The 23,526-nt window shown below is 64.5% G+C and carries 20 protein-coding genes and 2 pseudogenes; 12 read left to right on the top strand and 10 right to left on the bottom strand.

Annotated elements, in window-relative coordinates:
• Window positions 1-8: 8 nt before the first annotated feature.
• From CH302_RS17175 to CH302_RS17160, 4 genes are all read left to right on the top strand, one after another.
• On the top strand, window positions 9-1,190 hold the full coding sequence (locus CH302_RS17175; RefSeq protein WP_037191808.1) for an alpha/beta hydrolase family protein: 1,182 nt from the start codon (window positions 9-11) through the stop codon (window positions 1,188-1,190).
• Window positions 1,187-2,359 carry a sensor histidine kinase gene (locus CH302_RS17170; protein ID WP_037192165.1) on the top strand — a complete coding sequence of 391 codons (1,173 nt, stop codon included), beginning with the start codon at window positions 1,187-1,189 and terminating at the stop codon, window positions 2,357-2,359. The genes CH302_RS17175 and CH302_RS17170 overlap by 4 nt, the downstream gene beginning before the upstream one ends.
• Entirely contained in the window at window positions 2,356-3,150 is a 795-nt protein-coding gene (locus CH302_RS17165) for a LytR/AlgR family response regulator transcription factor (RefSeq protein ID WP_037191809.1), read from the top strand. Before CH302_RS17170 ends, CH302_RS17165 begins: the two co-directional genes overlap by 4 nt.
• 67 nt (window positions 3,151-3,217) lie before the next feature.
• Window positions 3,218-3,523 (top strand): hypothetical protein, encoded by a 306-nt coding sequence (locus CH302_RS17160; RefSeq protein ID WP_371828448.1) that lies wholly within the window; start codon window positions 3,218-3,220, stop codon window positions 3,521-3,523.
• A 12-nt stretch (window positions 3,524-3,535) separates the two neighbouring features.
• Here CH302_RS17160 and CH302_RS17155 read toward each other — a convergent pair whose 3' ends face one another.
• Window positions 3,536-4,198: a GAP family protein gene (locus tag CH302_RS17155; RefSeq protein ID WP_141216678.1), complete on the bottom strand. Its 663-nt coding sequence runs from the start codon at window positions 4,196-4,198 to the stop codon at window positions 3,536-3,538.
• A gap of 101 nt (window positions 4,199-4,299) precedes the next feature.
• On the opposite strand from CH302_RS17155, the gene CH302_RS17150 reads away from it, so the two are divergent.
• The 7 genes from CH302_RS17150 (at window position 4,300) to CH302_RS17120 (ending at window position 13,271) form a co-directional block, all read left to right on the top strand.
• Entirely contained in the window at window positions 4,300-6,042 is a 1,743-nt protein-coding gene (locus CH302_RS17150) for a sodium/solute symporter (protein ID WP_037191818.1), read from the top strand.
• 229 nt (window positions 6,043-6,271) lie between these two features.
• Window positions 6,272-6,571 carry a DUF485 domain-containing protein gene (locus CH302_RS17145; protein WP_037192167.1) on the top strand — a complete coding sequence of 100 codons (300 nt, stop codon included), beginning with the start codon at window positions 6,272-6,274 and terminating at the stop codon, window positions 6,569-6,571.
• A complete protein-coding gene (locus tag CH302_RS17140) occupies window positions 6,568-8,199 on the top strand; it encodes a solute symporter family protein (protein ID WP_037191820.1) in 1,632 nt (543 codons plus the stop codon). Before CH302_RS17145 ends, CH302_RS17140 begins: the two co-directional genes overlap by 4 nt.
• 81 nt (window positions 8,200-8,280) lie before the next feature.
• Window positions 8,281-8,712, top strand: coding sequence for a type II toxin-antitoxin system Rv0910 family toxin (locus CH302_RS17135; protein WP_037191822.1), 432 nt, complete (start codon window positions 8,281-8,283; stop codon window positions 8,710-8,712).
• Between the two features lie 20 nt (window positions 8,713-8,732).
• Window positions 8,733-10,364: a VWA domain-containing protein gene (locus tag CH302_RS17130; protein WP_037191824.1), complete on the top strand. Its 1,632-nt coding sequence runs from the start codon at window positions 8,733-8,735 to the stop codon at window positions 10,362-10,364.
• Window positions 10,365-10,602: 238 nt separating this feature from the next.
• Complete coding sequence (locus CH302_RS17125; RefSeq protein ID WP_082323708.1) at window positions 10,603-11,460, top strand: bacteriorhodopsin-like; 858 nt, start codon at window positions 10,603-10,605, stop codon at window positions 11,458-11,460.
• Window positions 11,461-11,618: 158 nt separating this feature from the next.
• Window positions 11,619-13,271 (top strand): VWA domain-containing protein, encoded by a 1,653-nt coding sequence (locus tag CH302_RS17120; protein WP_037191826.1) that lies wholly within the window; start codon window positions 11,619-11,621, stop codon window positions 13,269-13,271.
• 1 nt (window position 13,272) lies between these two features.
• Here the strand turns inward: CH302_RS17120 and CH302_RS17115 are convergent, their stop codons facing one another.
• The 7 genes and pseudogenes from CH302_RS17115 to CH302_RS17095 form a co-directional block, all read right to left on the bottom strand.
• Entirely contained in the window at window positions 13,273-14,010 is a 738-nt protein-coding gene (locus CH302_RS17115) for an energy-coupling factor transporter transmembrane component T family protein (protein WP_037191829.1), read from the bottom strand.
• On the bottom strand, window positions 14,007-14,960 hold the full coding sequence (locus CH302_RS31010; protein WP_441347078.1) for an ATP-binding cassette domain-containing protein: 954 nt from the start codon (window positions 14,958-14,960) through the stop codon (window positions 14,007-14,009). Before CH302_RS31010 ends, CH302_RS17115 begins: the two co-directional genes overlap by 4 nt.
• Window positions 14,949-15,275, bottom strand: a pseudogene (locus CH302_RS31005) (ATP-binding cassette domain-containing protein); the annotation flags it as partial. The gene CH302_RS31010 and the pseudogene CH302_RS31005, both read right to left, overlap by 12 nt.
• Before the next feature lie 195 nt (window positions 15,276-15,470).
• Window positions 15,471-15,917 (bottom strand): annotated as a pseudogene (locus tag CH302_RS31000) (ABC transporter); the annotation flags it as partial.
• Window positions 15,918-16,060: 143 nt separating this feature from the next.
• Window positions 16,061-17,461 (bottom strand): DEAD/DEAH box helicase, encoded by a 1,401-nt coding sequence (locus CH302_RS17105; RefSeq protein WP_037191832.1) that lies wholly within the window; start codon window positions 17,459-17,461, stop codon window positions 16,061-16,063.
• A gap of 244 nt (window positions 17,462-17,705) precedes the next feature.
• Window positions 17,706-19,049, bottom strand: a complete 1,344-nt coding sequence (locus tag CH302_RS17100) for an HNH endonuclease (RefSeq protein WP_176460722.1) — start codon at window positions 19,047-19,049, stop codon at window positions 17,706-17,708.
• 790 nt (window positions 19,050-19,839) lie between these two features.
• On the bottom strand, window positions 19,840-21,138 hold the full coding sequence (locus CH302_RS17095) for a hypothetical protein (protein WP_141216677.1): 1,299 nt from the start codon (window positions 21,136-21,138) through the stop codon (window positions 19,840-19,842).
• A gap of 287 nt (window positions 21,139-21,425) precedes the next feature.
• Between CH302_RS17095 and CH302_RS30145 the strand changes: the two genes are divergently transcribed.
• Window positions 21,426-21,569: a hypothetical protein gene (locus CH302_RS30145; RefSeq protein WP_155292929.1), complete on the top strand. Its 144-nt coding sequence runs from the start codon at window positions 21,426-21,428 to the stop codon at window positions 21,567-21,569.
• A gap of 295 nt (window positions 21,570-21,864) precedes the next feature.
• Here the strand turns inward: CH302_RS30145 and CH302_RS17080 are convergent, their stop codons facing one another.
• Both CH302_RS17080 and CH302_RS17075 read right to left on the bottom strand, forming a co-directional pair.
• Window positions 21,865-22,482: a hypothetical protein gene (locus tag CH302_RS17080; protein ID WP_037191839.1), complete on the bottom strand. Its 618-nt coding sequence runs from the start codon at window positions 22,480-22,482 to the stop codon at window positions 21,865-21,867.
• A gap of 4 nt (window positions 22,483-22,486) precedes the next feature.
• Window positions 22,487-23,368 (bottom strand): hypothetical protein, encoded by an 882-nt coding sequence (locus tag CH302_RS17075; RefSeq protein ID WP_037191841.1) that lies wholly within the window; start codon window positions 23,366-23,368, stop codon window positions 22,487-22,489.
• Window positions 23,369-23,526: the final 158 nt, after the last annotated feature.

Genomic DNA, 23,526 nt, shown 5'->3' with positions numbered 1-23,526 from the left:
CAGAGACAGTGAGGTCGACGGGACCGGTGGCCGCCGCGGCACTGGTGTTCGCCCTTGCCGCGTGCAGCACGCCCGCAGCCGAACCCCTCGAACCCGCCCCCACTGCGGTCGCGGCACCCGAAGGCCTCGAACGCGGTGAGATCGTGTCGTCGATGCTGCTGGGACAGGTCGACATCGGTGTCGCCTACCTCGGCGGGACCGCCACGAGGATTGTCTACCGCACCACCGACGGGGTCACCGGAGGCGGCACGCAAACCTCGGGAACGGTGTTCGTGCCCAAGGGGTCTGCGCCGCCGGGAGGTTGGCCGATCGTCTCCGTCGGGCACGGAACCACCGGTGTCACCGACGAGTGTGCGCCGTCGCTGTACCCCAACCTGTTGGGCACCATCGGCCTGGTGACGCCGTTCCTCGAACGCGGCACGGTGGTCGTGGTGACGGACTACCAGGGCCTCGGGACGCCGGGAGATCCCGCCTACCTCGACCGGGACGCCGCAGCGTACGACGTCATCGACGCGGTGCGTGCGGCCCGCAACCTGGTTCCCGACGTCGGCACCAGGTGGGGCGCAGTAGGTACTTCCCAAGGTGGACAAGCAGTCTGGGCGGCAGCCGAACGCAGTGACGACTACGGCGACGGTCTGCAACTGGTCGGTGCCGCGGCGCTCTCTCCGGTGGCCGATGCCACTCGCTTCTTCGCGCCCGAGACCGAGCAGACCGTGCCGCGTCAACTGTTGGTGCCGTATCTCTACGAGGGTCTGCACGCCGTGGATCCGACTGCCGAACGTTCGGATTACATCCGCGGCACGTTCGCCGACAACGTGTCCGCACTGACCGCCTGCAGTGACCTCCTCGGCTTCTCCAAGGCCGACGCCGGAGCCGTCCTCGATCCGGCCGATGCTCTCCCGGACTCCGAGGAGGCATCGGATCGGATGACGCAGTGGCTCGAATCGGTTGCGGTTCCGACTTCCCGCACCGGGGTACCGCTGTTGGTCCTGGTCGGCGAACGCGACGACCTCATCGATCCCCAGTGGACCCGCGACGCGGTGGCCGAGGCCTGCGCACTGGGCGACGACGTCGAGTTTCGCTCCGAACCGGAGCAGGGCCATGCCGAACTGGCCGCCAACGGCACCGGAGTCGACTGGCTCGTCGAACGCTTCCTGAACGTGCCCACCTCGACCACGTGCGCGCGATGACCGCGGCACTGGCAACGATGGCGGTGATCGTGGCCGTGATCGTCTCGGTGATCGCCGTGATCAGTCTGCGCGGGCGACGGGACCTGACCACACCTGCCGAGCGCGCCGTCCACGCCACCCTGCATACCGCCTCGCTGGCGGCCAAGCCGCTGCGCGACGGCCTCGACGCTCGTTCGGCCGCCGCGGCCGCGCCGCATCTGCGGGTGCTGACGGGTGCGGACGCACTGGGCATCTGCGATCCCGACGGTTCGCTGCTGGCCTGGGACGGCCCGTGGGACGAGCTGACGCCGGCCTTCGTCGAGGCGGCGAAACGGGCCGTGGACGGGCAGCGTCGCGTCCTGGTGCGTCTGCCGCTCGGTTCGATCCACGAGGTCAGAGCGCTGGTGGTGCAGCCGTTGGTCGTCGACGAGTCTCCGGTGGTCGGGGTGTTGGGCGCCGCTGTCGTCGCCGAGCCCGGACCGGGCATGCTCGGGGCCATCGCCGAGGTCGCGCGCTACGCCTGCGGTCAGATCGAGCTCGCCGAACTCGACGCGTCGAGGGCGCGGTTGGACCGCGCCGAGGTGCGGGCCCTGCGCGCACAGATCAGCCCGCACTTCATCTACAACGCACTCGGCACGATCGCGTCGTTCGTGCGCACCGACCCGGATCGGGCGCGGGAGCTGGTGCTCGAGTTCGCCGACTTCACCCGATACTCGTTCCGCAACGCGGGCGAGTTCACGGTGCTCGCGGACGAGCTGCGCAACATCGATCGGTACCTGACGCTCGAACGCGCCCGCTTCGGCGATTCCCTGCAGGTCACGTTGCAGGTCGCTCCCGAGGTGTTGGGCGTAGCACTGCCGTTTCTCGCGCTGCAGCCGCTCGTCGAGAACGCTGTCCGGCACGGCCTGTCCGGTAAGGCCGACGGCGGCCGAGTGACGATCATCGCCGCCGACGAGGGCACCGACGCGGTGATCAGTATCGAGGACGACGGTGTGGGGATGGATCCCGAAGTGTTGCGCTCGGGAAGTCTGCACACCGAGGACGCGGCCCATGTCGGATTGGCGAACGTGGACGATCGGCTGCGGGCAGCCTTCGGTAACGATTACGGTCTCGTGGTGGACACCGCACCGGGCGCAGGCACCAAAGTGAGCATGCGGGTGCCCAAATTCAGGCCGGGTGTACGGGCATGACGCAGGCTGCCACCCCCGGCCGTGGGTTGATCGTCCTCGCCGTCGACGACGAGCGCCCGGCACTGGACGAACTCGCCTTTCTGCTGCGCCAGCAGGACACCGTCGCCGAGGTGTTCACCGCGCAGGACGCCACCACCGCACTGCGGCAGCTGCAACAGACCTCCGCGCAACCGATCGACGCAGTGTTCCTCGACATCAACATGCCCGGGCTCGACGGCCTCGAACTGGCCGGCATCCTGTCGGCATTCGCGCGGCCACCCGCCGTCGTGTTCGTCACCGCCCACGACGACCGGGCCCTGGCCGCCTTCGATCTCGGTGCCGTCGACTACCTGCTCAAGCCGTTGCGAGAGGATCGGCTCACCGAGGCACTGCGCCGGGTGTTGCTGGCGCGGCGTCGACCCGCGGAGTCGACGGACACGTCGGCCGACGAGGTCATCCCCGTCGAACTCGGCGGGACCACCACCTTGGTGCACCGGTCGTCGGTCGCGTGGGTGGAGGCCGACGGCGACTACGCGAGGTTGCACACCTCCAACGGCTCGCACCTGGTGCGTATACCGATCTCGGCCCTCGAAAGTCGCTGGGCCGATGCCGGATTCCTCCGCGTGCACCGCTCGTACCTGGTCTCGCTGCGATTGGTCACGGGGATCCGCAGCGTCGGTTCGGGTCTGGTGGTGTGTCTGCGGGCCAGCGGAAACCTCGCTGCCTGCGAACTGCCGGTGAGCCGACGGCACGCCAGAGAACTCAAGGACAGACTGGTTCGCGGGCCGCTGCAATCGTGGTCGTCCCGGTGACGAGGAGTACGCAGTGAGCCAGCCGCACCGACAGCGGGTGGTGCTCTCGCAACGTCGCGGCGCACGGATGGTGCGCACTCGTGTCGAAGTGCAGGAGCAAACCGAGGTCGGCGACGCCCTGGTCCGTAGCCTGGTTCGCGCGCAGCTGTTGCTGTCGGTGCGCCTGGCGGTCATGACGCTGTCGATTCTGTTCGCAATTCCGTTGCTGGGGCTGCTTCTCGCACGTGTCACCGACGTTCCACTGCTGGGAATCGGGCTGTCGTGGGTGGTGCTGGGAGCAGCGATCTATCCGATGCTGTTCGGTGTGGGCTGGATGTACGTGCGTAGAGCCGAACGCAACGAACACGACTTCACCGTCTTGATGGACGATTGACTCGATCGATGATCAGATAGCGTTCACTGTCATGTACAGGCCAAGGGCCAGGAGTATCGCGATCAAGACGACGTCGCTGTACGCGACGAACCGGTCGACGACGGTGCTCATGGGACGTCGGGCACGGTCGCGGAAGACGAGCAGCGCGACGGCAGGTGCAGCGACGCCCAGGCTGGACACCACCACGAACACCACCGCGGCCGTGATCTGGACGGCCACTACCGAGGACGCGTCGACGATCACCGCGACGGCGGAGAGCGCGATGACGGCACTCTTCGGATTCACCGATCCGAGCAGGAACGCAGTGGCGAAAGCCTTGCCTCCGGTGAGGTTTCGGGCCGTCCCGACCCACCCCGGTTCTTCCTGCGCCGGGCCGTTCCGCACCCGCCCGACCAGCTTGCGGACGCCGAGAACGAGCAGAGCGAGACCGAGAGCCACCCTCAGCCACCGCACCCAGCCGGACGAGTCCGACGCCAGGACTGCGGTGTCCACGATCACCAGCCCTGCGGCGGTGACGGCCGCGACGCCTGCCAGCCATCCGGCAGTGAACCGAGCGAGCACGGAACCGGTGTTCAGAGAGCCGAGACCGGCCGCGACAGCGGTCGTGGGCAGATGCGCGAACACAGCACCTGCTGCGAACGGCAGACACGCAGCGACGGCCGCCGATACCGTCATCGGGTCGCGCTCGGCACGTGCACACACTCAGTGTCCCACCGCGAAACCGATCACCACATGAGTTTCGGTGCTGGGATCCACGATCAGGGAATCGCCGTCCAGTGAACCAATCCATTCCGATCGCGACGGTGATCGCGCTGCTGGTGGCCGCCGTGGCCACGGTGGGCATCGGTATCTACGGAGTTCGGCTGGCTCGCACCACCTCCGACTTCCTGGTGGCCTCGCGTACCGTCGGACCACGCTGGAACGCTGCCGCCATCAGTGGTGAATACCTCTCCGCTGCATCGTTTCTCGGGGTCGCGGGTCTGATCGCGAAGTACGGAGCCGATGCGCTGTGGTACCCGGTCGGCTTCACCGCCGGCTACCTGGGTCTGCTGTTGTTCGTCGCGGCACCGCTGCGCAGGAGCGGCGCGTACACGGTGCCCGATTTCGTCGAATTCCGGCTCGGCGCACCGTGGTTGCGGACCGTGGCGATGCTGGTGGTCGTGGTCATCTGCGCGCTGTACCTGGTGCCGCAGTTCCAGGGCGCAGGCCTGACCCTGAACATTCTGCTCGGAGTGCCCGGCTGGGTCGGTGCCCTGGCGGTGGGGCTGATCGTCATTGCGAACGTCGTCGGCGGTGGCATGCGCTCCATCACCTTCGTCCAGGCGTTCCAGTACTGGCTCAAGCTCACCGCAATCGCCATCCCGGCACTGGTGCTGGCCGTGCATTTCTATTCCGACGACCGCGACGTCGGCAGTCCGGCCCCACCCACGGTGACCGAACAGACCGCCGTCGACATCACCATCGATGTTCTCGTACAGGTGGATTCGCCGATCGTCGTCGCCGTGACGGGGACTCTCGACGACGAGAGCGTCGACGGGCGAGTCCTGCTGGACGCAGGTGAACACCGGCTGGGCTCGGGTACGTTGCTGACACTCGACGCCGGATCGCCCGTCCCCGTCGTCGCGGGAGCGCCGACCACCGACCGGGCGTGGGCTATGCCCGGCGGGGGACTGGGCGGAGCGCACCCGCTGTATCAGGTGTACTCGTTGATTCTGGCCACGTTCCTCGGAACCCTCGGCCTGCCGCACGTGCTGGTGCGCTTCTACACCAACCCCGACGGCCGAGCGGCGCGACTGACCTCGCTCACCGTCCTCGCGCTGCTCGGCATGTTCTACCTGTTCCCGACGGTGCTCGGAGTGTTCGCCCGGCTGTACGTGCCACAACTGCTGATCACCGGGGCATCCGACGCAGCGGTGCTGCTGCTGCCCGGCTCGGTGCTGTCCGGAATACCGGGCCAACTGCTCGCCGCACTCGTGGCCGCCGGTGCCATCGCCGCCTTCCTGTCCACGTCGTCGGGCCTGCTGGTCAGCATTGCCGGTGTGCTCAGTACCGACGTCCTCTCGGGCAAGGTCCGAGATTTCCGCGTCGCTGCCGTTCTGGCCGGTGCCGTGCCGCTGGCACTGTCGATCGGCGTTGTCTCACTCGATCTTTCGCGCACCGTCGGGCTCGTGTTCGCCGTCGCCGCATCCACCCTGTGCCCACTGCTGGTACTGGGCATCTGGTGGCGCGGCCTCACCGCAGCCGGAGCCGCGACCGGACTGCTCCTCGGTGGCGGCATCTCACTCGTCGCCGCGTCGATCTCCGTCGTCACCCCCATCTCCGACGGCGTCCTCGGCGGCTGGGCGGCAGCGATCCTCGGCTATCCCGCCGCCGTCAGCGTCCCCGTCGCCTTCGCCTCGATGATCGCCGTCAGCCTCGCCACCCGAAGAACGATCCCGTCGGACATCTCCCGCATCTTCGCGCGACTGCACCTGCCGGAAGGCCTCGACATGGGCAAAGACCGAGAGCGCGAGCTCTGAGACCACTGGGTCATTCCGCAGGCTCCACTCCCGCAGAGCCGCTCAACTGCCATTCTCGACCGCTCGTCGCACACTCCCGCAGCCCATCGTGTGATCGACACCACCTCCTGATTTTGTGACCTGACTCTCATTATTGTTCCGAGTCAGCTACAGCTCACATCTACTTCAGGAGTCCAAGGTGACCGCATCGGAAACCAATTCGCCACCGGACGCGCAAGCGTTCGTCGACATGCAGGCCAGTCCCGAGTTCCAGGAACTCCGACGACGCCTGCGTAGCTTCGTGTTCCCGATGGCCGGGTTCTTCCTGGTCTGGTACGTCCTCTACGTGCTGCTGAGCACCTACGCGGTCGACTTCATGTCGACCAAGGTGTGGGGCAACATCAACATCGGCCTGCTGCTCGGCCTCGGCCAGTTCGTCACCACGTTCGCCATCACCGGCATCTACGTGAAGTTCGCCAACCGTGAACTCGATCCTCGCGCCGCAGCCTTGCGCGCCGAGATGGAAGCCTCCCAGGGAGCCAAGCGATGAATCTCGCGCAAGCAGCAAGCACCACCGTCGGCGAACCACTCGTCAACATCGCGATCTTCGGTGCGTTCGTCATCATCACGATGGCCGTCGTCATCCGCGCATCGAAGAAGAATGCGACCTCCGCGGAGTTCTTCACCGCAGGCGGCGGATTCTCCGGACCGCAGAACGGCGTCGCCATCGCTGGTGACTACCTCTCGGCCGCAAGCTTTCTCGGCATCGCCGGTGCCATCGCCGTCTACGGTTACGACGGCTTCCTGTACTCCATCGGCTTCCTCGTCGCCTGGCTCGTTGCACTGCTCCTCGTCGCCGAATTGCTCAGGAACACCGGCAAATTCACGATGGCGGACGTGCTGAGCTTCCGGCTCAAGCAAGGACCGGTTCGTACCGCAGCTGCTCTGTCCACGCTGACGGTGTCACTGTTCTACCTGCTCGCACAGATGGCAGGTGCAGGCGGACTCGTCGCACTGCTGCTCGACATCTCCGACCGCACCGGGCAGTCCATCGTCATCGCGATCGTCGGTGTGCTGATGATCGCGTACGTGCTCATCGGCGGCATGAAGGGCACCACCTGGGTGCAGATCATCAAGGCCGTTCTGCTCATCGCAGGTGCGGCGTTCATGACCGTTCTGGTTCTCGCCAAGTTCGGCCTGAACTTCTCCGAGCTGCTCGGCAGCGCACAGGCCATGGTGGCCGGATCGGCCAACGAGGCCGTGGCAGCACGTGACGTCATCGAGCCAGGCGCTCAGTACGGCGGCAGTGCCACCTCGAAGATCAACTTCCTCTCGCTCGGTATCGCACTCGTGCTCGGCACCGCGGGTCTGCCGCACGTGCTGATGCGCTTCTACACGGTGCCCACCGCCAAGGAAGCTCGTCGCAGCGTCGTGTGGGCCATCGCGCTCATCGGTGCGTTCTACCTGTTCACCCTGGTGCTCGGCTACGGTGCCGCAGCGATCGTCGGACCCGACCGCATCCTGGCCTCGGCCGGCGGTCAGAACTCCGCAGCTCCGCTGTTGGCCTTCGAGCTCGGCGGCGTCATTCTGCTCGGTGTCATCTCGGCGGTCGCCTTCGCGACCATCCTGGCCGTGGTCGCCGGATTGACGATCACCGCGTCGGCGTCGTTCGCTCACGACATCTATGCGAGCGTCATCAAGAAGGGCAAGGTCGACGACAAGAAGCAGGTCAAGGTCTCGCGCATCACGGCCGTCGTCATCGGCCTGCTGGCCATCGGCCTCGGCATCCTCGCCAACGGGCAGAACATCGCCTTCCTGGTGGCACTCGCGTTCGCCGTCGCTGCGGCCGCGAACCTGCCGACCATCCTGTACTCGCTGTTCTGGCGTCGCTTCACCACCACCGGCGCACTGTTCAGCATGTACGGCGGCCTGATCTCGACGATCGTGCTGATCATCTTCTCCCCGGCCGTCTCCGGATCGCCGACGTCGATGATCCCCGGCTCGGACTTCGCGTGGTTCCCGCTCTCCAACCCGGGCATCGTGTCGATTCCGCTCGCATTCATCCTCGGCATCGTCGGAACTCTGATCTCGAAGGACACCGAGAGCACCGACAAGCAGGCCGAGATGGAGGTTCGCTCCCTCACCGGTATCGGTGCGGAGAAGGCCAGCGCCCACTGATCGATCGCAGCACCGTCGAAAATGCCCGTGTGAGCAAGGCCTCACGCGGGCATTTTCGTTTCAGCGGTTACCATCCCTGCTGTGGCCAAGCTGAAGGTTTCCCTCGACGTCCCGCTGACCCCCGAGCAGACGTGGGCGCACGCGTCCGATCTGTCCGGATACGAGCAGTGGCTCTCCATCCACGAAGCGTGGCGCGGTGAGCTGCCCGAGCAGCTGGCCGTCGGCACCACCCTCGACTCCATCGCCAGCGTGAAGGGCATGCGCAACCGGGTGTCCTGGAAGATCGAGTCCTACGATCCGCCCAAGAAGCTCGAGCTCAAGGGCAACGGCAAGGGCGGCGTCAAGATCGGCCTGAACATGTCCGTGAAATCCAAGGGTGACGGTTCCGAGATCACCATCGACATCAACCTCGGCGGTGCGCCGCTGTTCGGTCCGATCGGTTCCGGTGTCGCCCGCGCGCTCAAAGGCGACATCGAGAACTCGTTGAAGACGTTCGTCAAGATCTACGCCTGACGGTGTAGGAGTGGAGATGCATGCCCGGTAGGCACAGTGCGCCGTCGTCCGCGACGAGCAGCAGAGGACTCGCCAAGTACGGTGTCGTGGCCGTTTCCGTCCTGCTCGTGGTCGGCGGCGGTGTGGTCGTCGCGCAGAAGGCCTTCGGGTCCGAATGCGGCGACCCCGCGTCGTACTCTCTGGCCGCGGACCCGGCGATCGCACCTGTGCTGCAGAAGATCGTCGACGACACATCCGCGGAAAGTCTCGGTTGCGCCGAGATCGAGGTCACGGCGACCGAGTCCGGTCAGGTCTCGGCGGCTGTTGCCAAGGGCGACGATGTCCCCTCACTCTGGATTCCGGATTCATCGCTGTGGGTCGGCAAGACCGTACGGTCGACCGCGACACTGATCGACCTCGCGAGTCAGTCGGTGGCCGCCACCCCGGCCGTGCTCGCAGCACGCAAGGACGAGGTGCCGTTCTTCGACACCTGGCTCACTGCCCTGAAGCTCGAAGGTCTGCGTATCGGTAACCCGTTGGCCAACACCACGTCCGACGCGGCCATCCTGGGCGCGGTGGCCGAGGCCGGATCGGACGAGACCGCCCTCGACTCGGTCGGGACGGCGCTCGTCCCCATCGCTCAGGCTCAGGCCGCCACTCGTGGTGAGGCCGATCCGACGGTACGGCTCGACGATCTGGTCGCCGACGGAGGCGTCGCAGTGGTCTCCGAGCAGGCTTTCCTGGCCTACCAGCAGGACAACAGCGTCGAACTGGGCGCGACGGTGCCGCCGACGGGCACCATCTTCTTGAACTTTCCGCTGGCGGTGACCGAACCCGCAGGTGATCGACACGAGGCCGCGAAGTCCGTCGGGACGGCACTGGCCACGGCCATCGAATCCGAGCTGGGGCAGCAGGCGCTGTCCGACGCCGGCTTCAGATCGGCGGACAACGCACCACTCGATGCCGGTCGTGGGATCGGTGACGTGACATCACTGACCGTGGCCGACCAGCAGGCCGCCGAGTCGACGTTGCGGCAGTACCAGGTCTTGGCTCTGCCCTCTCGTGCGTTGGTGATGGAGGACGTCTCCGGGTCGATGAACTACAGCGCCGGGGCGAATACACGCATCGCCATGACGGTGCAGGCCAGTGAGACCGGAAATCGGCTGTTCCCCGACAACGCGTCGATGGGGTTGTGGGCGTTCTCGATCGGACTCGGCGGCGAATCGCAGGACTACCGTGAGCTCGCACCGATCCGGCGAATGGACGAGCAAGTCGGCAACACCACGCAGCGTGAGGTGCTGTTGCAGCAGACTCGGACGCTTCCGACCCTGGTCGGAGGTGGTACCGGTCTCTACGACACCACGTTGGCGGCGTTCCGCACCGTGCAGCAGGGCTACGACCCCGATGCCGTCAACAGCGTCATCATCCTCACCGACGGCACCAACGAGGACCCTGCCAGCATCTCGCTCGACGAGCTGCTGTCCACTCTGCGAGCCGAGCAGGACCCGTCCAAGCCGGTCGTCATCGTGACTATCGGCATCACCGATGATGCAGATGCCGGTGTGCTGCAACAGATATCGGCTGCCACAGGCGGTACGAGCTTCGTCGCACGAAATCCGGCGGAGATCCCCAACGTCTTCGTCAATGCGCTGAGAAGCCGTTCTGGTCGCTAACGACGGCATCGACCCGAAAGGTTCGCGACGACAACGAAATTCGAGGCAATTCTGGGCGGTTCGCAGGTTTGCCGAACCGAAATATTCGAATAGTCGATTTCGGGCAACTATTTGCCGGCACTGGGTCTAGCGTTCGAGACAGTTCGCAGCGGTCTTCAGACCACGGCAGGTTATTGACACTCCCGGTCGTCCTCTCCTCACCAGCGAACTTCGCTACTTTCCGACCGGAGGACACCCCGTGATACCCGATACTCTCACCACTGCCCAACACGACACCATCTACAACATCTTCTCGTTGGTCATTGCATCGCAGCTCTTTGCGGCTTTGTTCATGATCGCCTGTCTCCCTAGGATTTTGCCCCGGTACAGGCAGGCCATGTGTGTTGCGGCCGTCGTCTGTGGCATCGCCGCGTACCACTACTTCCGAATCTTCAATTCGTTCAACGACTCGTTCCAGACCGACGCGGTCGGTGGACGAGGCACCTACAGCCAAGTTGTAGGAGAGGGGTTCAACGAGGGCTACCGATACGTCGACTGGCTGCTCACCGTGCCGTTGCTCCTCCTCGAGTTGGTCGCCGTACTGGCGCTCGCCCGCAAGCTTCAGACCAGTCTGTTGTTGCGGCTCATCCCCGCTGCGGCGCTGATGATTGCACTCGGGTATCCGGGAGAACTGAGCGGGGACAACGGAATTCGAAACCTCTTCGGAACGCTGTCGTCCATTCCCTTCGTCTACATCCTCTACGTCCTGTTCGTGGAGGTCACGAAGTCCCTCGACAATCAACCGGAACAGGTGCGCAAGTCGATCGGTCAGCTCAGGCTTCTGCTGCTGATCACGTGGGGTGTGTACCCGATTGCGTACCTGTTGCCGCAGTTGGGCATCGACGGTGCCGCGGCCTGGACCGGTAAGCAGATCGGTTACTCGATAGCCGACATTCTCGCGAAGGCTCTGTACGGTCTGATCATCTACCGAATTGCGCGGATCAAGTCCTTCGCTGACGATCCGTCCTTCGCCGCCAGTGAACTGTCCACGAGCGAAGCCATGGAACTGGACCCGAGGCACGAAGAGGATCGACCGATTCCGAGAGGCGCCGCCTGAGTCATCCCAGCCAGTAGCGAGCCGGAGCCCGAGGTTGAGCTCCTGTACGGGTGACCCGCTATGGTATGCACCACACGCAGCGAGGCACCTCGCTGCGTGGAGGATCCGGGGCCCCATCATGTCGGTGGTGATGGGGATCGAAGCAGGGGGAGCCAGCGATGTCGGGACGTCACAGCGGTAGTAGTTCCAGGTTCGGCCGCGTGTGGACCTGGGCGGTTCTCGCTCTGACTGCGGTCATCGTCGTGGTCGGTGGATGGTTCGGAGTGCAGGCAGTGCGCGCGTCCGGTGCGGATTCCTGCGATTCCCTCGACACGGTGTCGCTCGCGGTGGACACCTCCATTGCCGAACCGGTCCAGCAGATTCTGGCGCAGGCCGGCGAGTTCGACCGCGGCTGCGTGAACTTCGAGGTTCGCCCCGAACGTCCAGCCGACACCGCCACCGAGATCGCGGGAACCGAAAACCGCCCGGACCTGTGGATTCCGGATTCGACGCTGTGGCTGCTCAAGACGCTTCGCTCGACCGGTGCCCTGCCCGAGCTGGCCAAGACATCCGTCGCGAACACGTTGCCGGTGCTGGTATCGAAGTCCGACGCGGTGCCGGTGACCGATACCTGGCTCAGCGTGCTCCAGCTTCCCGGTCAACGCATCGGTGACCCTTTGACCAGCAGCGCCTCGAACGCCGCGATCCTCGGTGCGCTGGCCGAATCCGAGGTGGCCATCTCCGACGCCAAGGCCGTGTCCGCTGCCCTGGTCCCGATGGCGCAGGACTTCGGACGGATCGCGAACACTCCACACGACACTCCGGATCTGGTGGCCCTGGCGGCTGCCGAGGGTGGCACCAGCGTGGCCACCGAACAGGCAGTCCTTGCGTACGAGGCCGACAACCCGGGATCGGGACTGACCGAGTCGGTTCCGCCGACCGGCAGCTATTTCCTCAACTACCCGCTGGCCGTGACCGCGCCTGCCGGCCCCGAATACGACCGCGTCAAGCAGGCCGGAGTGGCACTGGCCTCGGTTCTCGCCACCGCGTCGGCCGCCGACACCATGGTCGCAGCAGGCTTCCGAACATCGAGTGGCACACCACTTCCCGACGGCCGTGGCGTCGGGTCCGTGGCGTCGCTCGAGATCAAGAACCCGTTGTCGATCGAGACGACGCTGCGGGATTGGGCGGTGCTCGCGCTACCGCTGCGGACCCTGGTCGTCGAGGACGTGTCGGGTTCGATGGCCGCGAGATCGGGCGATTCCACGCGTATCGCGTTGACCGTGGACGCGTCTGTCGGTGCGAATTCGCTCTTCAGTGATCAGACGCAGATGGGGTTGTGGGCGTTCTCGATCGGTCTCGGTGGTGGCAAGCAGGACTACCGTGAGTTGGTGCCGATGGGTAAGGCCGACGGTACATTCGGCGGAAAGTCGCAGCGCGACGCCATTCTCGATTCGATCCGAGGCCTTCCTGCTCTCGTCGGAGGCGGAACAGGGCTCTACGACACCACGTTGGCTGCGTTCCGGCGGGTCAAGGAGGGCTACGACCCCGATTACGTCAACAGCGTCATCATCCTGACCGACGGAGCCAACGAAGACGAGGGCAGTATCTCCCTCGACCAGCTGCTGGCGTCGCTGCAGAAGGAACAGGATCCGGTGCGACCCATCGTGATCATCACGGTCGGCGTCACCAGTGATGCAGATCCGGCTGCACTGCAGCAGATTTCGGCAGTCACCGGTGGAACGAGCTATGTCGCCGAGGATCCGCGAGACATCCCGGACGTGTTCGTCAAGGCCTTGAACTCGCGCACCGAACGTCTCGCGGGCGAGTAGCTCAGCTCCACAGGAAGCTGATCGCGATGGCCGCAGTGCACGCGAGCGTCACCACGGTCAGCGTCACTGCGTCGGAGGCCTTGAAACGCGCGTCGGTTGCGGTGATCATTCCGGTGCCCCCGCGGGCGGTGATGGCCCCACCCATCTCGTCGGCCCGTCGGATGGCAACCGACATCACCGTCGTGACGATGTCGACCAGGGAATTGTCCGACGCGCAGTTGACGACCGGTTTGGGGCGCAGGCGTCGGGCAGCATTGAGGGTGCGCATCTCCTCGATGAGCAGCGGAAGCGAACGCAGGCTCAGGGCTACGGCGATCGCCCACTCGTCGACCGGCAATTTCAGCTTCTTCAGCGGTGTGCCCAGTTTGGAGACCGCAGGGGCGATGTCGCTCATCGACGTGGTCCAGCCGATCATCATCGATGCGCCGAGCAGTACGAAGATGAACAGCGTCGCGCGCAGATACACCAGCACTGCCGCGCCGCCGATCGGCAGATTGATCAGAGCTCCGACGCCGAACAATGCCCAGATCCACCACGGGGGACGCGGAATTGCGGTGATCGGGACGTGCGCGATCATCGCGGCGATGACCAACAGCGAGAACACGATTCCGAGGGCAGGCCACGTCGGTGCGACGACAAGAGTGATGCTCAGCAGTAGTACGACGACGAGTTTGGTGCCGGCCCACAGGCGATGGATCGGTGAGAATCGGGGGACCTGACGCAGTACGACGGTGGTCACGAGTGCACGCTCCCCAGGATCGAATCGGAGACGATGTGGCCGTCGGCCATCGTGATGGTGCGGCTGCAGACGGTGTCCATGCCATCCACGTCGTGGGAGATGACGACGATGGCGACGCCGCGATCGCGCAGTCCGGCGAGAACGCCGATGATGTCGTCGCGCCCGGGCGGGTCGAGCCCGGCCAGGGGTTCGTCGAGAACCAGCATGCGAGGCCGACGCGCGATCAGCCCGGCGAGCACCACGCGTCGCATCTGCCCACCACTGAGTGAATCGATGTCGCGAGCGGCCAACGACCTGTCCAGGCCGACGGCATCCATCGCGGCCGATACTGTGGCAGAGCCTGTTTCGGGACCGGCAGCGGCAGCGATGTCCTCGGAGACGGTGCGCCGCTGCAGCTGCAGGCGCGAGTGCTGAAACGCGAGCCCGACGTCGCCCACCCGTGCAGTCATCGCCTTGCCGCCGAGCTGGGCGGTGCCCTTGGTCGGGCCGGTGAGGCCGGCCATGATCCAGGCGAGAGTGGATTTGCCCGAACCGTTTCCACCGAGAACGAGTACACCCTCACCGCGTTTGACAGTGATGTCGATGCCGTTCAGTGCTACCTGCGCCCACGGTGTGCGCCGGTTGTACGTGTGCTCGACGCCGCTCAGTTCGAGGAGGCGTTCACTCGAATTGTCGTGCAGCGCAGTGGAATTCTCCGTTCGAGCCTGCATCCACGTGGAGTCGTGCTGCACCTGATAGCCCTCGTGCAGATGCACGACGCGATCTGCGGCGACGGTTTCCGAGACATGGTGCGTGACGAGCACGACCGACATCCGGTGCCTGCGGGGCAGTTCGGCGAGGAGCGAGACCAGATGTTCGCGCCCTGAGGCGTCGATCATCGCGGTTGCCTCGTCGGCGATGAGAAGTGCAGGACGGCGAGCAAGTGCTGCGGCGACAGCGAGCCGCTGCATCTCGCCGCCGGACAGGGAGGCAGTGTCGCGCGCTCCCATGCCGCCGAGTCCGACCTCGTCGAGCAGGGCTTCGACGTCGGGGCGTGAATCGCCGGGCGGCAGTCCCCACACCACGTCGTCGGCGACGCGGGTGCCGAGGATCTGGCTTTCGGGACGCTGCAGCACCACCGCGGTGCCGCCGTATCGTCCGAGGCCGGTCGAGCCGGGCCTGTCCACTGTGCCCTCCGACGGTTCGAGGCCGGCGAGGATCCGCGTCAGTGTCGATTTGCCGGAACCGTTGTGGCCGACGATCGCCACGAACTCACCGATGTCGATGCGGAGGTCGACGCCGGTCAGCGCGGACGTCGTGCTTTCCGGGTAGCGGAAACCGACTGCGGTGAGCGTGACCGGCAGTGGCCCGATTTCGTCGTCGGCGTTCGAAACCAGAGGCTCGGGGGTGGGGATGGTGGAGAGACGGTCGAGGATCGCGGTGAGGATGAGCCACGCGAACAGCGTTCCGGTGACGATGCCGAAGGCGATCGATCCTCCGACCCACCACCACCAGTTGTCGAGCACGGCGGTGCTGCTACTGCGGAGCACATCCGCGGCACCTTGCAGCACCGACGTTCGCTCGAGCAATCGAGAAATGCCCTCCATCGTGTTGCGGAGCGTTTCGAGGAACAGCTCGCGCAACGGAACGAGGATGAGCAGCATCAGCACGGTCAACGCCCCGAGTGCCGGCCCGACGACCATCGAGGTGACGAGAACGCCGAACAGTCCTTGCTTCTTGCGCTTCGCCCGCCCGACCAGGCCGCCCAGTAGGGCGGCGCTGGCCACGGTGATGGCTGTCTGGGTTCCGGCCGCGACGAATCCGACGAGGGTGCCCGCGACCGCGGAGGTGACCAGTGCGCGAGTCCGATACCGGAGCGCGACCACCGACATGGGAATCGCCGCGACGACCTGAAGGATCGCCGCCATCGGTACCAGCACACCGATCACCGTCAGGGCAACGGTGAAGCTGCTCATGACGGCAGCGGTCGCCATTTCTTGCGGACCGAGGGGCCCTGACTTCGGCGTGTGGGAAGAGCTGACGGTCACCGCTCCAGTGTGCCAGCCTGAGATCAGCGGCTGCGCTGGCTCGTGGCAGGCCCTGCTGCACGACGGCTGTGGCCGCCGCCACCGCTGCGCGGCTGACCGCCACTGCGGGGCTGTCCTCCACTGCGCGGCTGTCCACCGGAGCGGGGCTGTCCACCGGAACGGGCCGGGCCGCCGCGTCGCGCGTTGTTACTGTTACGAGGGTTCGCGGCGCGAACTTCCGGCTCGGCCTTCGGCGCGGGCTGGACGTAGCGAGCCTGCTCGCCGACGAGGTTCGCCACTGCGGGCGAGTCGGCGGTGACGCGGACCGGGGTGACCTTGATGTCGGCCTTGCGCAGCAGAACTGCGGTGTCCTTGCGCTGCTCGGGCAGGACGACGGTCACGACGTCTCCGGCGCTTCCCGCGCGTGCGGTGCGGCCGGAACGGTGCAGGTACGCCTTGTGCTCGGCCGGCGGGTCGACGTGGACGACGAGCTGGACGTCGTCGACGTGGACGCCGCGAGCTGCGACGTCGGTGGCGACGAGAACACGGGCCTGGCCGGAGGAGAACGCGGCGAGGTTGCGGTCACGCGCGGCCTGCGAGAGGTTGCCGTGCAGGTCGACGGACGGGATTCCGGCGTCGGTGAGCTGCTTGGCGAGCTTGCGGGCCTGGTGCTTGGTGCGCATGAACAGGATGCGGCGTCCGGTGCCCGATGCGAGCTGGTGGACGAGCTTCTTCTTGGCTTCGACGCCGTCGACCTCGAAGACGCTGTGCGTCATGGCCTCGACGTGCGAGGTGGCCTCGTCGACGGAGTGCGTGATCTGGTTGTGCAGGAAGCGCTTGACCAGCTTGTCGACGCCGTTGTCCAGGGTCGCGGAGAACAGCATGCGCTGGCCCTTGTCCGGAGTGGCGGCGAGGATGCGGGTGACGACGGGCAGGAACCCGAGGTCGGCCATGTGGTCTGCCTCGTCGAGGACGGTGATCTGAACGCCGTCGAGGGTGAGGTGGCGCTGCTTCATCAGGTCCTCGAGGCGACCGGGGCAGGCGACGACGATGTCGACTCCACCCTTGAGCGCGGAGACCTGGCGGACCTGTGAGACACCGCCGAAGATGGTGGTGACCTTCAGCGAGTATGCGGAAGCAAGCGGCTCGATCGCGACGGCGATCTGGGTGGCGAGCTCACGCGTCGGCGCGAGGATCAGGCCGCGCGGGCGGCCGGGCTTGCGGTTGCCGGGAAGCTGGCCTGCGAGGCGAGCGACCATCGGGATGGCGAATGCGAGTGTCTTACCACTGCCGGTCTTTCCGCGTCCGAGCACGTCGCGTCCCTGCAGTGTGTCGGGGAGGGTATCGGCCTGGATGGGGAATGCCTCGGTCTTGCCCTGGCTCGCGAGTACATCCGCGATGGCCTGGGGTACGCCGAGTGCAGAAAAAGTCTGTGGGGTCGTCATAGTGATGAAAAGTGCCTTTCGGGCAGGGTGTTGCACCTGCGGGCCTTCGGGCCGAGATGCAAGGTGGCGAGACTGCCGGTGGGCAGTTTCGATCGCCGTAAGAGAAGCCTGTGCAGGGTGCACATGGACTGCGCGGCCGGAGCCGGGCGGAAGTAAAAGCATTCCACGACGTCTGACGTGCAGCTACGCGCGTCGTTACCGAGTGTAACCGAGTTGGTGCTCGGTCTCTTCCCGCGGCGACCTGTCACGCGGCATCGTCGTCGAAGAGACCGGTGATGATCACGTTCTCGATCCGCGAGTTGTACAGCTCCACCACCGGCATCGGCGGCGCACTCGAGTCGTAGGTGTGCCCGGTGGGTGAGATGAGTGTGTATCGGTGTCGAGCGCCCCGTTTGTCACGTCTCGCCTCGGCCGTCCAGCCGTCGCCCTCTTTCGCGTAATTGCATGCGGCACAAAGACCTGCACCGTTCTGGGCACTCGTTCTGCCGCCCGCGGAGTGGGGTCTGATGTGATCGTGGTGACGGATCGGTGCGTCGCACCACGGGGTACGGCAGGTGCGGTCGCGGAGATCGATGAGGCGTCCCAGCGCGGTCGGGAATGCGCGTGATGTGGACTCGACCGCCGTCAACGCACCGGACGTCGGGTGCGCGTAGAGGCGTCGCAATGCGACGTGCGTCTCACTGTCGAGTGTGTCTCGGATGAGTTGCCGGGCGACGTCGGACGGAATGTCGCCGTAGCCGTGCATGTATGCGGACGTGTCACCGCCGGCGAGGAGGGCGGAATCCGCGATGACGACGTCGACGGTCACCGGTGGGCCCTGTGCTGCGGATGCGCCGGTGATGCGCTCGAATACGAGGTCGGCCATGATCTGGTCGCGGGTGCGTGTGTCACCGCCGGAGTTGATGATGGTGTCGGCGTCACGTCGCAGTGTCGCCCACATGCAGACCATCTTCTCCATCGAGGTGAGGACCGTGAAGAAGCCCATCGATTCGGGTGCGGGACGGGTGCTGGTGCGCCTTGCTGCGTAGGCCTTGGCGCGGCGTCTCACCTGGGAGGCGGCATCGAGTTCGTTGGCGAGTGCGCGGGCGCGGCCCTCGATGGTGCGGTCCCCGGCACCGGCCAGGGTTGCCGGGTCTGCGCAGAGTCGTTCGTCGATGGTGCGGCGATCGTCGACGGTGAGGCACGCGGTCTCGCGAGCGAGAATCATGACCCGCCATTCGTTGAGTTCGCCGGCTTTCAGGCGCGCGAGAGTGTGTGGCATTTCGTGCACCAGCGCGCGAGCGAGTCCCAGATGAGTGCCCCCACGGTTCGGTGATTCGCGTCGGGCAAGACCGATCTGTGACGCAATACCATTGCGCCACTGTGCTTTCGGCTTGCCGCGTTCTTTGCGTTCGTTGCTGATGACTGTTGCGACGGCGTCGGTCACCAGGGCTTGGGTTGCCACGCTGGCGCACTTGACGGTCTCGAGGGCGGAGATCAAATCAATGCCCGCTGCTGCGTCGACAACGACATCGGACGCCTGAAGACGCGCGACGAAACGCAACACTTCATCGGACGTGAGTGGTGAATCTTGTACAGCTGTGACCACGAGTTCCTCCCCAGTACTCGAATGCATGTTCGATGGTACGGGTGTTTTCGGAGTCTGGCAAGTGCTGGTCACGAGATTTCAGAGGTCTGACGACGTGTGACCGACCACATCGCCTGGGTGTTGGGCTAGCGAATTTGTGCGTTGGCCGTGACTGTAAGCGCCTACTGCGGGTTCCGCGGGAGGGCTTGCCGACCCGAACGTCAGGGACACGGAGCTGTCTGAAGGCGCAACGAGTTTCGTAAGCCCCGACCGCGCGGAGTAAAACCCTGACGCCCGGCACTTCCGTAGCCGGTATGCGACGGAGGAGATATTGCTGGACGGACTGGTTCAAGACGCCATCCGATCCGAGCGCGCGGTGGTCGTTGACCCGGAGGTACGCAGGAAGAACGGGCCCGCCCGCCGCAAAGCGACTATTGGCCCGACGGCGATCTGCTTTGGGGCCACCTGTCTGAGGGGTATAGATGGACCGCTCCGGTCAACTCCGAAGCCTCGCTGGCCATTCGTTCGGGCAAGCGCTACGCGCGGTCGGACTGCACGCTTTCGCTAGCACGACCTTCGCCACAAGTTCGCCGTGCCTAGCCTTGGCACGGGGGAGTGTTAAATGCAGGTCTCGAATTGGCTCGGTCACGCGTCGTACGTGACTTCGCACAACGTCTACTCGGACTGCATCGAACGAGAACGAGAGCGAGAAGCAAGCCCCGCTTACCCGCCCTCTCGTGGAACTGGCCCCGAAGCAACCGGGGCCGCAAAGTGCGTCGAATTTGGTGCAGTCCCATCGCAGCTCTGCGGGTTAGGAGGTCTCGACACCGATGTGGTCCCAGAAATCTGGATAAAAAAGTGTTAGCTGGGTCTGCGAGGGGATTCCTTCGGCCAATGCGGCGCGGCATTGCCGCGTTATTTCCTGTCGATGGAGCTCGATTTGGGGAACCAACGTGTAGATGTTTGTCATGTCGACTGTGACAGTCCGATACTGGCCAACGTCGAACGGCAGTGTGTCGGATGATCGCGTGATCTGTACTACGGGTTTCTGGACCGCGTGGCGTAAGGCCAGCTCGTAGTAAACATTTGGGTTTGCAAAACTGAGATCCGCAATCACCAGCGCGGCCTTCGCGATGTGCTCTATAACTTGGCCTGTAATCAATCCAGGCTTGCTGATCTGATCTGCCCGGACCGCACGCAGCCCTAATTCGGCCAGAGCAGGTTCAATTAGCGACCCCAAAACTAGATCTGCGTGCTGCCGTTGCTCTGAATCAGGTGCTCCAATCGGCGAAACGATGAAGCACGTGGAGCTGAGATCGTCCGCCTGCACCGCCCAGCGAGACGCGAGGCTCTGGGGCGATCCGTGGTTCTGCAAAGGTGGCAAGGCGGTAGTTGGCCCATTCTGAGATGTCGGTGTGTCTTTTCCCGCGGATGGAACCGAGTCGTTTGAGGCAACTTGCTCCAGGACTGCATCTGCAGCAACGAGATGCTCAGAACCGGCAATGGTTCTTACTAGACCTACCTCGCGAGCGTTGGCAAGGAAAATCTCGACAGCTTCACTTACTACGTCATCCTCCACACCCGCCGATTTGAACGCGTCCTTCAACACTTCAACAGTTGGCAGGCGGAGACCAACAAACTGCTCAAATACAGTTTTGAAGGGCTCGACATCTAGTATGGCTAATTGGATTTGAGCCGCTACGCGTCTCGCCTCGTCGAGGCCTTTGTCTGAGGCGGACCTCCCAAGCGGAGTTAGTTCCAAAAAGTCCGCGTTGTACCCACCGATCGTAATACCATATTGGCCACTGGCCGTGACGAGGTTGCGGCTAGTCCCGCTGGTTGGAGCCCGATTCAGTGCCTCGAAAAGAGTCAGGCGCCTGACCTTTTGACCAGATGCGTGCTTTTGGATCGCATCTGCCAGGAAGAGCGCCTCTTTAAAAGACGTACCTGGGAAGTTTCTAGTACGCCGAGTTCGCTTCTTTGGCGCGTCGGAATCAATATCGGAGCTGTCGACCGTGGATGCCGAATCGTCTTCTTTGGCATCCGGTTCGGGCGACCGGTTGTCGGCACCCTTCGGCACGTCGGTGGTTCCGTTAGCAGGCTCGGTCACGAGTTAACACCCTTCCAATGCCGCAATCTGCAGCGTTGAATAACCGTATCCGTTGGTGCCGATCCGGTTGTCCGATTCGACTCGTCCGAGGGTGCCGACATCGCGAACCCGCGAAACCCGCCGTGCGTCTAGGCCCGGTTCAGACTGATTCTGGACGACTCGCCGTCATAGGACAAGTACATCTCTCAGCCGTCCCAATTGGCGCTTTCAGTGCCTTCGATCGGTCGGTCTCCTATCCGCGGAAATCGATGGACGAAGGCACTGACCTGCAAACTAACCTGCGGGAGGTGCACCCGCAAGGCGACGTGCTGTCCGCGGACTACGACCCGGATGCGCCGCTGTTTCCAGGGCGGCACACCCGCGCCAGTGCGGTGCCGCAGGCATCGACGTACGCGACCCGGCTGCGATGTGCCGGTGGGACGCGCCCCTGACGTGCGCCAATGTGTACAGGCGATGCCTACAACCCGCCTTGGCCGCGCTCAAGCTGCCACATAGCCGCTGGCACGACCTTCGGCGCGTTTGCGGTGATGAGCCTGAGCGCGGGGGAGCGCTACATGCAGGTGAGCCGGTGGCTCGTGCACGCGTCGTTTGTTACGACCCTGACCGTGTACGACTACATCGCCGAGAACGAGGGCGGGAAGCAAGCCCCGCTCAGTCGCCCGGCTGCACTACGGAGCCAGTTTCAGAAAGCCCCGCCGAACGTTGTCCAGTTTTTTTGAACTTCGGTTAATCCGTTTTCTTGCGACCGAAACGGCTGCTGCTTCGCTTGGGGATATCTGCCGTGGGTGCTGAGGTCATGAAAGCGCGCGCCGCCTTGCTGAAATTCTCACATGCACGAGCTACGTCTTCGGCTTTCGGATCCATCGAGGCGTTTGCTTCTTCAGGCTTCTTAGCCCGATACAGAGCGCGGCTCTTGTTGCATTCGGTCGTGACGACCCCAAGGCAGGCAACGACGCTTTGGTGCACTTGCGTAATTTCAGAATCAAGAGCGTCCTCGGCTATCAGTCGCATTCTGCGGGCGGCATCCGGGATGGCCGCTAACGAGTTGTTAATCTCGATGAAGTTTTTCTGCACTGACGCCGGTTCCCAAAGATAAAAACTGCGTGCAGTCGCCGCGCACACGTGTGCCACAGTTAAAATCTCGTCCGAGAGGTCTGTGACCTTCTCGCGTCGCCACTTCAAGAACTCGCGGTCATCTGCTGCTGAAATGGCGCGGGAGTTCGTTCTGTTACTTAGAACAACACCACGGAACGCGGCGGCAGCGACTAGGGCTGAACCCAGCAGCGGAAGCCAAGGCGTCCACCATGCGCTGGACGCAGCCTGCACGATCTCGATCACCATCATCGGATCAGCGCACGACCTTGCCGGTTTCGAACCAGCCGACCAGTGTGACGGCGAGCATCACAGCCGCCTCTGCCTGCTCCTGCGTCACGCTGACGCTGGAAGGGCCACCATGTCGGTCGCTTTGTCCAGTCCAGAGGAGCCGCATCATTCCAATTAGAACATCGTGTGTTTTGGCATCGGTGTGCTCACGTAGCCCCGGTATGTTGAATTGCCCGCCGCCAGCGATTTGTCCAATCAGCTTGCCAAGCGTTGCGCTGCCGTCGTTCGGGCTGACTACCGGTATCGCCGCGTACTCAACAGCTTTAACCGCGCGTGAGTACGCAGTTTCCGGGTCAGGATTTATCCCAAAAGCCGAGGCCCAGGCTGATTCAAGCCTTCGCCCTGCGTCGCCATGCTGAAATACCGCAAGAGCCGCCTCTGCGACGCCAGACGGCAGCCGCTTTATGAGGCCGGGCCTGCCGTTTCGTTGGCCGAGGGTCCAAGCCGACCCGGCTTCCGTCAGCAGCTCGCCGAGTCGCTGCTTCTGAGCGTCGTGCTTGGTGCCTAGCAAATAGTCCACAAGACGCCACGTCTTCACGGGGCCGCCGTCTGAAAACGCGTTCTTCAGCCACCAGAACGCATTGTCGGTATCGTACGAGCTCGTTCCATCCCAACCGATCGGCACATGCAACTTACGTTCGACTTCGCGAACCAGCTCATTACTGAATGTAGTAACCGAATTGCCGCCTCGCGCGTAACGAGTGAACTCTCGTTTGATCCAGTCCCATAGGGATGTTTGCAGCCAAGGTGGAATGTCGTCTCGGAGCGCGGTAAAGCGCTCCAGCTCTTCGCCTTCAAGCCCGAGGGGGACGAACGGCTGACCGCCGTCACTCGTGTTGTTCGTCACGGAGTGTATCGTACCGACCGGTACCGACAGGCCATGACGCAATGCCGCCAAATCATTATGGCTGTGACAGTGGCCTGCCCCGAGTCCCGCATCTCACCACAACACAGGTGCATCAACGCCTTCACCCGCTTTGAGTCGGGGTGGTGCCGGGGTGGCGG

This window comes from Rhodococcus sp. 15-2388-1-1a, assembly GCF_002259145.1.
Taxonomy (GTDB): Bacteria; Actinomycetota; Actinomycetes; order Mycobacteriales; family Mycobacteriaceae; genus Rhodococcoides.
This window is presented reverse-complemented; position numbering and strand designations above follow the sequence as displayed.